The organism is Candidatus Thiodiazotropha sp. AKIB8 (assembly GCF_058244675.1).
On sequence record NZ_JBSYOO010000029.1, the window covers coordinates 316737 to 331725 of the forward strand.

Genomic DNA, 14989 nt, shown 5'->3' on the forward strand with positions numbered 1-14989 from the left:
ATAAAACCGCACTGATCGTTCATATTATTCTTGCTGATTGTTGGGGAAAATAGGGTGTTTATTCGCCCCCGGCCCCTCTCCCGCGAGAGGAGAGGGGAGTTTCACTCCCCACCTATTTAAGATAGTGATGACTTGTAAGCTTTTTCTAGCCGTGACCCTCTGCTTTCCGATTCTCATAATTCAGAGGAAACTGATTGTTAAAGTTATCAAGCATGCCAGTCGATAGTGTCTATAAGTGTTAATAGGCCCTAATAAACAGATTGATTTCACCTATTAACCCGGTATGGTGATCAGATAGTGTCTTTTGTACGCCAAGACCACTCAAGGCTGGATGCTAACTGGTGCAGGCTTCTGCTTGATGGGGGTGCTCACTGCATGTTTCGCTACTTCGGCTATGGTTCCAATATGAACATAACCTCATTGAGGGCCAAGGGAGTGGAGCCATTGTCTTCGCAAAGAGCGACTTTGCGTGGATGGCGTTTGTGTTTCAATGTACAGCATTTCTTCAACCACGAAGGTGGTGTAGGCAACATTGAGCCTTGTGATACAGCTGGTGAGCAGGTGCTTGGTGTACTCCATGATTGTGCGGATGAAGCCCTTCCATCCCTCGATGCCATGGAAGCATGTGGTTATGGCTATCAACGCATCACCACTGAAGTTGAGGCAGATGGCTTACTGCACTCAGCATTTACCTATGTTGGTATGCCGGCATTTATTGATGATGAGTGCTTGCCGAGCCGTCGCTACCTCAACATCCTTATCGATGGCGCGCGCAGGACAGGTCTTGATCCTGAATATCTGCGAAACCTTGAAAGACAACCGATCCACCAAGCCGTTGACCATCCAGCCTTTACACCGCCCGCTGGGGACTATCCTGTATATAGTGCAACTTCACTAGCTGAACAGCAGCTCTATACAGGGCTCTATGGTGCTGTTTTCGATATGTCAGAGGCTCGTCCCCTGCATGAATACCTGAAGCACTTTTTCGGTGGACGTGATATGACCCTGTTTCATCTAAAACGAATGGATAGTAGTGATGGCTGCGAATCCATGGACGATATTCAGCACGGATGCCTCAACGATGCCCAACAGCGATATCTCAATAGCTATTTAAATGAGTACGCAAAGGAATACCGTTATGTTGGACGCATCGACTACAACAACAATTTATGAGGAGTTCACTAATGGATCAGTTTCCCCCGGCACTTTCTCATGGTGCTATCGATGAGGTCTTTCCCAATCTCTTTTTTGTCAGTGGGGCTATGGAGACTGTGCTTCAGGATATAGACTGGAAGTTCAGTCGCAACATGACAGTGGTACGAGATGGTGAGCGTCTGATCATCATCAACAGTGTGCGTCTCAGCGAGGAGGGGTTGTCCGAGCTGGATCAGCTAGGCCAGGTAACTGATGTGGTTCGTCTGGGTTCACTGCATGGACGTGACGATCCTTTTTATGTTGATCGCTACAACGCTGAGTATTGGGCGATGCCAGAGATGGAGCACGAAACCGGTCTTCAAGCGACACGCACCCTTACCCCGGAAGGCCCGTTGCCAATATCAGATGCTTCTCTATTTGATTTCCGTACTACCCAGATTCCTGAAGGGATACTGCGCCTTGACCGGGACGGCGGTGTTCTAATCTCCTGCGATGCACTGCAAAACTGGATTGCACCAGATGAACACTTCTCAGACGCTTCCCGGGAGTTGATGACTCAGATGGGGTTTTTTACACCGGCCAATCTCGGTCCGGTTTGGGTGCAGAGAGCCTCGCCCCAGGGAGATGACTTCTTACGCCTCAAAAGGCTGGTCTTCAAACATGCGCTATGCGGTCACGGCGAACCCTTACGAGATACTGCTCACGAAGAGTTCAGCGCAACCTTCAATCGACTGCTCGGCGTCTGAAGCTCGGATAAGGATCAGATACTTGAAGATGGCGACACTTCAATTGCCTGGATATGAGGTTGGGCCGGTACTCTATCGATCTGTAGGGCGCGTGGTCTATCGAGCTCAACGTCTTGCCGACAACACAGCTGTTGCTGTAGAGACCCTTGACGCGGAATACCCTGAGCGTCAGCAGGTAGCGGAGATTCGACGCGCAGGGACTATCGCACAACGCCTGGCTGAGGTCGATGGTGTACAGAATGTGCATGCGGTGCTTGCACATGGAAGCGGCAATCTGGCGCTGGTTGCTGAACTGTTTAAGGGTACTCTCGATTCCCACCTGTCCAAGGCGGGGGGGAGTGGTCTGCCACTGACCGAAGTACTTGAGATTGCCCTGCACCTTACCCGCATCCTGGGTGATATACACGCCAAAGATATCGTACACAAAGCTTTGACTCCGCGTCATGTGCTGTTCGATCCTGCCAGTGGTGCGATTGCCATTGCCGGCTTTAGTATCGCCTCAGAATTGGATCAGGAACGTCAAGCGGTGCAGATGTCACGTCGCCTCGAAGGTCCGTTACCCTATATTTCTCCAGAACAGACTGGACGGATGAATCGGGATTTGGATTATCGGTCCGACTACTACTCCCTGGGTGTGCTGCTGTTTGAACTGTTGACCGGTACACGGCCGTTTCAAGCTAATGACTTGTTGGAATGGGTCTATGGTCACATCAGTCGCTTGCCGCCGGAGCCACACCAGATCTCTCCGCATGTTCCCAAAGCAGTGTCGGCGATTGTTCTCAAGCTGCTGTCCAAGAGTCCTGAGGAGCGCTATCAGAGTGCAGAGGGACTGATATACGATCTGGAGCATTGTGTTGATCTGCTTGCGGCGGGTTGTGAAATCGAACCCTTCAAACTTGGCGAAAAAGATTTCTTGCAGAAGTTTCTGGTACCACAAAGCCTTTACGGACGCGAACAGGAAATCCAAGAGCTTCTAGGACTGTTTGAGGTGGCTGCAGCCGGAGGTACTGAGTTTTGCCTGGTTCATGGTTATTCAGGGGTTGGCAAGTCGGCCCTGGTGAATGAGATCGACCGGCCCCTGGTGCGGGAGAGGGGCTTTCTAGTACAGGGCAAGTTCGAGCAGTTTCAACATGGAGAGGTATACACCGCCATCGCAATCGCTTTCCGTGGCCTGGTGCAGCAAATTCTATCTGAACCAGAGGAGCGTTTGGCAAATTGGCGCAGTCGTCTATTGGATGCATTGACCCCTAACGCCTGTCTGGCTGTGGATCTGGTGCCTGAACTGGCGCTGATCATTGGCGATCAACCCTCAGTGGTAGCATTGCCGCCTGCCGAGGCACGTAATCGTCTACACATTGTACTCACCAATTTTTTACAGGTGTTTGCGGCAGATGGACACCCTGTGGTGCTGTTTCTTGATGATCTGCAATGGAGTGACACCCCGACACTGGAGCTGTTACGTCGCTTTGTGACCTCTCGCGAACTGAGCCATCTGTTGCTTATCGGTGCCTATCGTAGTAATGAGGTTGGGGTAGGTCATCCTCTGCGTCTGTTGCTCGATGACCTTCAGTTGTCGAAGAGTATTCGTCAGCTTCCCATAGGACCTTTGAACCGGGATTCGGTTGCTCACTTAGTGGCAGATGCTCTGTGCCAGGATTTAGACGAGACACGCCAGCTAAGCGATATGTTATTCGATAAGGCGCAGGGGAATCCCTTCTTCACCAACGAATTACTACGACAACTGCATAAGGATGGTGTCATTGCACCAGACTCAGAGAGTGGACGCTGGAACTGGAAGCTGGATACAGAGCACTGGTTCCACATCAGCAACAATGTTGTTGAATTCATGGTGGACAATTTACGCCAGCTGCCACCTGCAACCCAACAGGTGTTGCAGTTAGCAGCCTGTATCGGCAGTACTTTTGACCTGCATACACTTTCTGTAATTTATGAACATCCGATTGCAGCGACAGCAGCAGCGCTTATGCCAGCGCTCAAACACTACACAGTCTTGCCTCTTCATACCGATTACCGTCTTGTCGATGGTTGCGTGCAGGGAGAGGATGTCGTATCACTGGAGTTCAATCCATCCTACCGTTTTCAACATGATCGGATGCAACAGGCAGCATATGCCCTAATTGATACCCGGCGGTTGCCAGAAGCACACCTCTCCGTGGGACGTCTGATGTTGCATTCTGCCGATGGTGATATTCCAGAGGATCGTCTCATCGACATCGTAGGCCACCTCAATGAGGGACGACCACTGATCGAATCGGAGGAGGAACAACTGCAACTGGCTGAGCTGAACCTGAGAGCAGGTGTTCGCGCCAGACAATCCGGGGCCTATGAGTCGGCCCTCAACTACCTGCGTGTAGTAGAGGAACTACTACCCGCCAGGCCCTGGCGGGATACCCCCGTGCTGATGCAGGGGGTTGCCTCCGAAATCCAACAATGTGCCTATCTGACCGGACGCACAGAAGAGGCGGAAAAGTGGATAGAAGTGCTGTTGGAACATAGTGAAACAGACTTGAAAAGCGCTGAAATACTCGCTACCCGAACACGACAATATGCCACTCTCGGACGTATGGAAGAGTCAATCCTCTCTGCTATTCAGGGTTTGGAGATGCTCGGCCTGGAACTCATTGAACACCCCACAACAGAGGATATCGATAAGGAGCGGAATCTGGTTGAGATGAATCTGGGCGATAGAAGCATCGCCGAATTGATAAATGTACCGATGGTCAATGATCCAGCTACATTGGCAAGTATGAGGTTGTTGATGGAGATATTTCCAGCAGCTTTTCTCTCCGGTAGCGGCAATCTATTTACCTATCTGGTTTTAAAGGCGGTCAATCTCTCTCTACGACATGGTAACTGCCCAGAGTCTGCCTTTGTCTATGCAGCCTACGGCATGCTTTTGTGTGGAGAGCTTGATGAGCCGAAGGTTGGATTTCAGTATGGAAGAGTAGGGCTGGAGATAAACGAGCTTCATGACGATCCAACCTTGAGGGCTCGAGTGATTTACGTCTATGCAATGTTCGTCCACCACTGGAGCAACCACTGGAGCAGTCTCACATCATGGTTCAAAAAAGGTATAGAGGCAGGCTACCAGTCGGGGGACCTGCTCTACCTCGCCTATAGCGCTCAGGATTGTGTGATCTGGGATCCGACACTGGATCTTGAGACAGCTCACCGACTGCATAGTGAGAATCTGGAGATCGTACGAGAGTGTGCCTACCAGGACTCTCTGGATTCCGGCACCCTGTTCCGGCAACTGCAACGCAACCTGTTGGGCCTCACCGAAGCACCCTGCAGTCTGAGTGATGAGAACTTTGATGAGGAAGAGTGCCTGGCCGGTATGCGCCAGCGTCAGTTCATGACTGGTATCGCCAACTACCACATCTATCGTGCAGAGATTTGCCTGCTATATGGCGACTACAACCAGGCCCTTGAGCATGTAAGGGAACAGGATCGTTTGATTAAATCAGCCATGTCTTTGCCTCAACTGGTTCGTTTTTATGTTGTCGCCTTTCTCACCCTGGCGACTCACTATCCTGATATGGAAGCAGATGAACAGGGAGAAACCCGCAAACGGCTGGAAAAAGATCACCAACGTATGAAACGCTGGGCCGACAACTGTGAGGCAAATTTTCGCCACCTGCAGTATCTGATGGAGGCTGAACTGGCACGGCTCGATGGGGCCCAGGATGTTGCGCTGGAGCTTTATGACGCAGCAATCGATGCGGCTCAAAAGAGTGGTTTTCTTCATGACGAAGCCACCGCCTGCGAATGGGCTGCCAAACATCTCCTGGCGCTTGGTCGTCGGCGTGCTGCTGAAGGCTATCTGCGCAGTGCTCACCATCTCTATGACCGTTGGGGAGCTCGACGTAAGGTCACTCAGCTGGAGGAACAGTACCCCGTTCTGCGAGAACTGGGTATACGCAGTCGTAGCTCTATAGCTGTAGATGAGAAAAATGACCTGGATCTCGCATCAGTAATGAAGGCATCAAGGGAGATCTCCGGTGAGATCGTACTAGATCGGTTGCTTGAAACCACCATAGGTATATTGTTGGAAAATGCTGGTGGTCAATGGGGGTGCCTGATTGCACGGCGAGAAGGGCGTCTGACAGTAGAAGTGGCCAAGCTGCCACCCGAGGGGCTATCGAAGGTCGAACTGCCAATCCATTCTATGGTAGCGACTCCCGATGGGGAGAAGGTGGCCCTGCCGGTTACCCTCCTTAGCCATGTGCTCTATAGCGGCGAAGCTGTTGTGCTGCATGACGCTGTTCATGAAGGGGAGTTTTCACAGGATCCCTACATGCTAAAAACCATGCCACAATCGGTGCTATGCGTTCCACTGCGGCGAGAGCGATTTGAAGGCGTGCTGTATATGGAGAACAATCTGACCAAGGGCGTCTTCACCGAAGAGCGGGTTGAAATTATTAGACTACTGGCAGCACAAGCATCCGTTGCGATTGAGAATGCACGGCTCTATGAGCAGGTTCAGGATTACTCACGAACCTTGGAAGAGAAGGTGGTCGAACGCACCGCTCGACTGGAGCAGCTCAACGAGGAGTTACAGGGGCTGGCAGAGCGCGACGGTCTTACCGGTGTTGCCAACCGACGCCGGGGAGATAATTACTTAGAAGAGGTTTGGACTCGGCAGCGAAGAGAAAAATCACCCCTCTCGATCATTATGCTGGATGTCGACCATTTTAAAGCTTTTAACGACAATTACGGTCACCAGGCTGGAGATGAATGTTTAGTGGCCGTAGCCGAAGCGCTCTTTGCGCAGTTATTGCGTCCCACCGACCTGGTCGCTCGTTATGGCGGAGAAGAGTTTATTCTTATTCTACCCAATACCGACCGAACTGGTGTCGCCCATGTGGGAGAACAGGTTCGCCGGGCAATCGAGGAGCTGGCAATTAAGCATGAACACTCCTCAATAGGTGCAGTGGTGACAGTTAGTGCAGGTACAGCAACCATGGTGCCTAGTGTGATGGGCGGTACAGAACAGCTGCTGCGTGAAGCGGATATCGCCCTTTATCGCGCCAAGCGAATGGGACGGAACCAGGTCTGTGCTGCTCCAGATGTAGCAGAGGGAAAATTGCAATGACATTACAAGAAATATAAAAAGAGGATCTATGCAAATATCATCGCTCTTATTGAAGAAGCAGAAAAGAGTGCTAAATATGAGTCAGGCGAAAGCGTAGTATTGATAGATCGATAAGAATCTAAAATGGACTAATCAGGGCCTGTTAACAGGCATTAAACAGGGAAAACAGCAGTGCGTATCAATTCTAGCTAATTATTTTAGGTGCAAGATGCGAGAACTATATAGCCTCTAGCAGGCAAGTGTATCCATCCAAAAAAGTTTGAATGACAAAGTGCTATGACAGTGAAAAAATTAAATATTAATATTCTGCTTTCTAGCTATCTACTACTATTGTGTTTTGCTCCTGCGACAATTCTCGCCATTCAGAATCACAAAACAAAAAATGAAATATCGTTAACAGCTAAAGAAATTTCCTGGTTAGCAGATAATCGAATTATAGATATTGGTGTAGATGGAAGTTGGCCCCCAATTGACTTCATGTCAGGTAACGAGCACCGTGGGATTGCAGCAGATTACCTTAAACTGATTGAAAATAAACTAGGTATCACCTTTAAAATACATCATGAATTAACATTTAAGGAGATGTTGGATAAGGTTCGACAAGGTGAACTGAAGGCTGGCGCCTCTATTGTAAAAAATGATGAGCGCGCGAAAGATTTAATATTTACAACACCATTTTTTCGAACCCATAAATCGATTGTGTCGAGAAAGGATCGAACAGATATTAATGGAATCGAATCGCTATTTGGTAAAACCGTCGCTATCGAGAATGGTTTTTCAACGATGGAACAGCTTCAACAGCTTTATCCACAGATTAACCTGTTACCAGTAAAATCGACAAAAGAAGCTTTAAATGCTGTTTTCTGGAATAAGGCGGATGCCTATATTGGCACACGAGCAGTTGCTCAGTGGCTGATTCAGCAAGAACAACTCTTTAATCTTCATTTTAGCGGTAATTCAGGTATTGGATCCTCCGATCAACGATTTGCAATACATAAAAGTGAACAATTAACACCTCTGGCATCTGCAATGGACAAGGCATTGAAGTCGATTGATCAGGAGGAAAAACAGAACATTCTCAATCACTGGCTGGGAACGAATGAATTCGATTCATCAAGTTATAAATTTACATTATCCCAAAAAGAGAGGGATTGGCTAAAAGAGCGGGGTGTATTGAAGATTGGAATCGACAATGCCTGGGAACCCATCGAGTATGTTGACGAAAGTGGAGCGTACCAAGGGATTTCATCCGACTATATGGCGTACATAAAAGCCAAGCTCGATCTGAGACTGGATATCGTAAAAGAGCTTTCTTGGTCAGAAATAGTCGCGGCTGCGAAAAAACAGGAAATTGATATATTGCCGGCACTGGTCGAAACACCGGAAAGAGTTGAATACTTAAATTTTACTGAACCATACCTTGATTTTCCATTTGTAATATTTGTAACTGAGCAGTCGCCATTTATCACGGGTCTGGAAGATTTCAAGCATAGACGCGTGGCAATTGTCGATGGCTATGTTACGCAGGAATATCTTCAACGCGACTTTCCTGATATAGAACTCATTCCAGTTGATAACTCCTTAGAGGGTTTAACCAGACTCTCATTGAATGAAGTAGATGCTTATGTGGGTAATCTTACTGTCGGCAGTCACTTGATCAGAAAAAAAGGCATTACAAACATCAAGATCGGTGCACCAACACCATACAAATATGAACTATCGATTGGCGTGCGTAAAGATTGGCCGGAAATGATACCCATTCTTAATCGAGTCATCAGGGATATGACAGAGTACGACAAAAAAGAGATCAGCCAGAAATGGATGGCGCTTCGATATGACGTTAAAGTTGATTATACACGGGTTTGGGAGGTAATCGGTTTCGCAACGATGACCATACTACTAATTGTCTTACTCTTGATTCAATCAAAGCGTAAACATCTAATTGCCAAACGGAACGAAGAGCAGTTGCGTCAGATTATCAATACAGTGCCACTCGCCATAGTGGTTAGTGACCAGAAGGGCCGTATTCAATTAGCTAATCCTCATGCTCTGAAAGAGATCGAATCAGATGGTAAGCCGATAACTAATATGAATATGTCAATTTTTTACGCAGATCCAGCAGATAGAGATGCTGTTCGTAATCAATTATCAAGAAAAACCCATGTTTACGATAAGTGTCTGCAGATTAAAACTTTAAAAGGTAATATTATTGACGGAATGCTTTCAGCAATTCCAATTCGTATGAACAAGCAGGAGATGAACTTAGGAATATTGATAAATCTTACACAACGAATACAGATGGAACGGCGGCTGGAAAAAGCTATGGATATAGCGGAACAGGCCAACCGTACTAAAAGTGAATTCCTGGCCAATATGAGTCATGAGATACGAACGCCGATGAATGCCATAATAGGTTTGTCTCATCTTGCATTGGAGACAGAGCTTACTGAAAAACAGTATGACTATTTAAGTAAAATAAAATTATCCGCACACAATCTACTTGGCATTATTAATGATGTTCTTGATTTTTCAAAGGTAGAAGCAGGTAAGCTTGAAATAGATGAAATTGAATTCAAGATGGATTCAGTTATGGAAAATCTTTCGAGCATGATCGGTTTTAAAGCTGACATTAAAGGTTTGGAGCTAATCTTTAAACAAGATCCTGATATACCTCACAAGGTTATAGGTGACCCACTACGCATTGGTCAAGTACTACTGAATCTGGTACAAAATGCGATCAAGTTTACACCTCAAGGAGAGATATTAATTTCGGTAACTCTTATTGAGAAAAGTATTTCCAACTGCTTACTGAAATTTTCTATAACCGACACAGGAATTGGGATTGAAGCAGATAAGATACAAAACCTCTTTGATGCATTTGTTCAGGCAGATGCATCAGTCTCACGACGTCATGGAGGTACAGGTCTCGGCCTGAGTATCAGTAATAACCTAGTTCATTTGATGGGTGGCGAACTTTCTGCATCCAGTCAGGTTGATAAAGGAAGTACATTTGAATTTACACTACCTCTCGGCATTGCCGAAGAGCAGTCAGATAGACAATTTATTTCCAATGAAGATCTTCAAGGCATGAGTGTATTGTTGGTTGAAGATAACGATACTGCTAGACATGTTATGACTGAGATGCTCGAAGCATTTTCTTTTCATGTAACAACTGCTTCATCTGCTGATGAAGCCTATGGATATATACAATCGACCAGCTTTAGACTGATACTGATGGATTGGCGAATGCCAAAAACCAACGGACTTGAAGCAATTGCTTATATTAGAGAACATCTTGATGCTGATATTAAAATAATTCTTATAACAGCACATGATCGTGAGGAGTTACTCAATCAGGTAGAAGCAATTAAGCTGGATGCTGTTTTGATAAAACCTATAAGTCCATCTACATTATTTGATGCTGTTCATGAAGTGGTAACCGGACAAACAAAGTCACTGCCAACTAAGAGTCATATCTCAAGAAGATTTAGAGGTAATGTTTTGCTTGTTGAAGATAATACTATTAACCAGCAAGTTGCTAGAGAGCTATTGGAAAAACTCGGTTTACTGGTGGTTATTGCAAACAATGGTGAAGAGGCTATAGAGAAAATTCAACAAGCAGATTATGAATTAGTGTTCATGGATATACAGATGCCTGGTATTGATGGACTAGAAGCTACACGCCGCATAAGACAAGATCTGTGCAACACCTATACTCGTATAATCGCAATGACAGCACATGCCATGCAAGGAGATAAAGAGCGTTGTCTAGCAGTAGGTATGGATGATTATATATCGAAACCAATCGATCCCGATAAATTATCTCGAATGTTACTTGCTTGGTTACCTGTCGATGATAGACCTATTGTCGATCGGGCTGCAAAACCAGCAGGTGAGGTAGAGTTGAATTTACCTCGTGATCTGAATGGCATTGATACAGAGTGGGGAGTAAAGCGGGTAGGGGGGAATGAGCGGTTATACGGTAAATTACTGATTGAGTTTTTTGAACGATATCGGGATAGTGGGACACAGATTCATGAATTTATTAAATCAGGAGAGGATAAAGCATTACATCGCCTGTTACATACACTACAGGGTGTCGCTGGCAATCTAGGTGCAAAAAAATTACAACAGGCATCCCATGAGTTGCTTGCTGCTTTTCAAGAAATTAAGCCTGAAAGTGAGTCAAATATCAATTTGGATAACTTTATCACACAGGCCGAGGTCACTTTTAATAGTATCCGCAATATACAACAGTTGATATCTGCAACATCAAATTCCTCTAACGTACAACAGCTAACTTCAACATCTCAGTTAGATGATCTATGCCAGCAATTAACTAATGCGATAAAGAATGGTGATTCCGGATCTTCCAATCTACTGGATCAATGTGCAGCTCAAATTCTCACAATAAAGCCAGATATGGCTGAATTAATATCGGATTTACAACACCAGATAGATAATTACGAGTTTGAGGAAGCTTACCCGATCTTACGAAAAATAATAGACGAAACTGGACTGTCATATAATGAAAGCGAATAGCAATGAAAAAGCCTGCGTACTTATAATCGATGATGAGAAATTTTATATCGATGTACTTGTTGAAATACTCAAAGAAGAGTATCGGGTTCTGATATCTAAGGATGGACAACAGGGCATCACTAGGGCAACTAATAGAGAAAACCCGCCTGATCTAATTCTTCTCGATATTGTAATGCCAAACATGGATGGCTATGAAGTGTGTAAAAAATTAAAAGAGAATCATCTTACTTCAGAGATTCCAATCATCTTTTTGACAATAAAAAGTGAAGTAGATGATGAGGTCAAAGGGTTTAATTTAGGTGCAGTTGATTACATAACAAAACCGATCAGTCCACCTATTGTTAAAAGCCGTGTCTCTAACCATTTGGCTTTGGCCAGGAGTAAAAAGCTGTTAAATGAAGAGAATCTGCTTCTGGAAAGTCGAGTTAGAGAACGTACGAGCGAAATACGTAAAACACAGGATGTTGCTATCTGTTGTATGGCCTCTCTGGCTGAGACGCGAGACAGTGAAACTGGCTACCATATTCAGCGTACACAACATTATATAAAGATACTTTGCGAAGAACTACAGAACCATCCTGATTACCGTGATTATCTGACTGATGATAATATTGATCGAATAGTTCGATCTGCACCACTTCACGATATTGGCAAAGTGGGCATCCCTGATAGTATTCTACTTAAACCAGGAAAATTGGATGACGATGAATGGAACATCATGACTACACACGCCCAACTTGGTTTTGATGCTCTCCTCAACGCTGAAAAAGATATTGGTACAACCAGTTTCTTAGGAATCGCAAAAGAGGTAGCACTGACTCACCATGAGAAATGGGATGGCAGTGGTTACCCAAATGGCTTGAAAGGAGATGAAATACCTGTTTCCGGTCGTTTAATGGCACTAGCTGATGTTTATGATGCGCTTGTGAACAAGCGAGTCTATAAAGAAGCTTATAGCCATCAAACGGCGGTAAAAGTCATAAAAGAGGGGAGTGGTTTGCACTTTGATCCAGTAATCGTCTCAGCGTTCTTAGAGTTAGAAGCAGAATTCAAAAGAATCTTAGTTAACTTTTCAGACAATTGATAATGCCAAGCACAAAAAATAATCGCTTCTAAGTTCGGCGTCACTGTTTCTATCTCACGCGGGCATGAATAAATGCAGTCTGATCCGTCAGGATCTTACGGCGCTGTAACAAACAGCAGATCCCGGTCTGGGATTACCCAACACCTCCGGGGCGATCTTCCGGGGCGTAGCCAAGAGCGGTGAGGTCCTCGATGAACCGCTCAGCACCAAGGGAGTCAATCGTGCCGTGCAACGAGTTGCCAAGGCCGCCGGACTGGATCCCCGCGATGTCAGTGGTCATGCCTGCCGGATTGGTGCCTGCCAGGATTTGTTGGCCGCCGGAATCGATATCGGTCGGGTGATGTTGGCGGGGGACTGGGAACGACCGGAGATGCCTGCCTATTATGGGAGAAAACTGGCGCCGGATCAGTCAGGTGTAGCCGAGCTGGCGAAACTACAGCATAGAGCAAAGTAAGTGGGAGCTGAGTGGGTTATAGTTAGGAGTGGAATGATGATCTTTTCCTCGCATATTTCGCATTTATCGATAATCATCGCCATTTAATTCTTCAGCATTTCCAAGAGGCGAACGCCCGCCATCACCCGAGCGGAAGGAGCGACTGGAGCGTCGGGTGCATGGCTTTGTTAGCGTCATTTTATGTACTCATATGGAAGAAACTTCCCAAATATACCTATTTTTGATTTTTTAACATACGAAGTTTTTGTTCGATATTCCCCATTCCTTCACCTGGCCTAAGTGTCGGATACTTAATTTGAATGCCTTCAGATCCGTAACTGTTGCGAAGACTGTCAGATAACAAGTCCAACTCAGCAAGCGATAAATTGGAGTTGAGATTTTTCACTAGCTCTATAGCAGCTTCATCTGAAAGTGTAGGCGGTTGAACATCTGACTTCTTTAAAACATATTTGGTATCCTTTATTCCCGGGCTTATGGGTTTTTTCGTGACTTTCCAACTTGGTCCGAACGTTCTAACAGCCCAATACATAACTTTAGCCTTTGATATTGAAACATCTTTAGCAAGCATCCCATAATAAAAATTTCTATGGGTATCATGAGCTGTTCTGTTTTTAGTATCACAGTATCGATCATGTATTATAGAAGCGTGCAAGTACTTCCCACTCATTGGCCCCCCGACGATTGACCATACGACCTGTGGTATTGATGCACCATCAACCTCCCACCCTTCAGGCGTGATCCAATCTAGTCCATTTGGGTCGGTAAATTTAAAATCATTTAATAGTAGGAAGGTTGGTCGGCTGGTTGAGTTGGATTTTGCCTTTAAGCTTGGCTCACCGGCGAATATTCCGAAATATTCATCTTCCGAAAAAGCCTCAAAGCTATACATTAGAAGAAGTAGACAAATACTGTTCAATATCTTCGAAATAGACATCTTCTACACCCCATGACAATTAATAAGAATCATTCAGTCATATACAATCACTTACAATTAATCTAATAAACTCCTTTCTTTTTTAATTCCTCCAGCACTGTCCCTCCTTCTTTACCTGCAGAACTCACAAAGCCACGAATGCTACCAAAAAGCACCTGGCCCTCATTATCTTTTGATTGATCTATAGTGGGCGGATTGGCGATGTCTCGTTCTTTAAGATACTTCTGACATTTCGCTGTCTTGTTCCCTGTAAACTTTCTTTCATCCATAATAAATACACCTAGAGGATTATCGCATCCACGATCATATCCGATTGATACGGCGTTAATTCTTTCTTGAATTTCAGGATAACCTTCACCTTGCGAGTCAGAATTTTGTTTACTCAGCCAGCGTTGAGCTTGCCATTTATAGACAAACATCTGACCTAAAATTCTTCCACCAAACTGATCGGCCTCTAATTCTTCCTCATGTATATTATAAAAGTCATGATTTTTCACGTGATGGCCTATTTCATGGGCTAAAATCCATGTTAAGGGAAAAGATGATTTATATTGTTCTATAAGATCAATTGCCCACTTGGGGTCAATGAGAATCCAACGATCATTGTCTTCAGAGATATATGCGTATGCGTGGCCAATATTTTCAATCCAGGCCACCTCGTAGTTGAGTTTTAAACCAGAGCGTCTTACAGCATCTTCTGCATAAAACAATGAATGCCTTGCTGCATAGGGTGGATCTCTACTGATAGCAGAACTTCCGTCAATGATTTTTTCTCCAAGAAGTCCATGCGCCCTAAGTGTCGAACATAGCTTATATTTGCTACACAAAGTTTCTCCAAAAACAGGACCAGCATTTATTAATAAAAGAATACATGCGAAAAATGTCGTTTTTGAGTCATTCATATTTGTATATATACTCTTTGGGTTGCATCAACCTGCTAACAGTTACGTTAACGAGC

8 protein-coding genes are annotated in these 14989 nt (G+C 45.4%); 6 read left to right on the plus strand and 2 right to left on the minus strand.

The window, feature by feature from the left end; all coding sequences use genetic code 11:
- Window positions 1-297 precede the first annotated feature (297 nt).
- From AC4IFB_RS07915 to AC4IFB_RS07940, 6 genes are all read left to right on the plus strand, one after another.
- On the plus strand, window positions 298-1173 hold the full coding sequence (locus AC4IFB_RS07915) for a gamma-glutamylcyclotransferase family protein (protein WP_490779861.1): 876 nt from the start codon (window positions 298-300) through the stop codon (window positions 1171-1173).
- Window positions 1174-1184: 11 nt separating this feature from the next.
- A complete protein-coding gene (locus AC4IFB_RS07920) occupies window positions 1185-1901 on the plus strand; it encodes a hypothetical protein (protein ID WP_490779862.1) in 717 nt (238 codons plus the stop codon).
- A 28-nt stretch (window positions 1902-1929) separates the two neighbouring features.
- Window positions 1930-7017 (plus strand): diguanylate cyclase domain-containing protein, encoded by a 5088-nt coding sequence (locus AC4IFB_RS07925; protein WP_490779863.1) that lies wholly within the window; start codon window positions 1930-1932, stop codon window positions 7015-7017.
- A gap of 276 nt (window positions 7018-7293) precedes the next feature.
- A complete protein-coding gene (locus AC4IFB_RS07930) occupies window positions 7294-11559 on the plus strand; it encodes a response regulator (protein ID WP_490779864.1) in 4266 nt (1421 codons plus the stop codon).
- The gene (locus tag AC4IFB_RS07935) at window positions 11546-12643 is read left to right on the plus strand and encodes a response regulator (protein ID WP_490779865.1); all 1098 of its coding nucleotides are present in this window, start codon (window positions 11546-11548) and stop codon (window positions 12641-12643) included. The genes AC4IFB_RS07930 and AC4IFB_RS07935 overlap by 14 nt, the downstream gene beginning before the upstream one ends.
- 154 nt (window positions 12644-12797) lie before the next feature.
- Complete coding sequence (locus tag AC4IFB_RS07940; protein ID WP_490779950.1) at window positions 12798-13097, plus strand: tyrosine-type recombinase/integrase; 300 nt, start codon at window positions 12798-12800, stop codon at window positions 13095-13097.
- Window positions 13098-13311: 214 nt separating this feature from the next.
- Here the strand turns inward: AC4IFB_RS07940 and AC4IFB_RS07945 are convergent, their stop codons facing one another.
- A complete protein-coding gene (locus AC4IFB_RS07945; protein ID WP_490779866.1) occupies window positions 13312-14031 on the minus strand; it encodes a DUF1353 domain-containing protein in 720 nt (239 codons plus the stop codon).
- Window positions 14032-14093: 62 nt separating this feature from the next.
- Window positions 14094-14933, minus strand: coding sequence for a M48 family metalloprotease (locus AC4IFB_RS07950; protein ID WP_490779867.1), 840 nt, complete (start codon window positions 14931-14933; stop codon window positions 14094-14096).
- Window positions 14934-14989 lie beyond the last annotated feature (56 nt).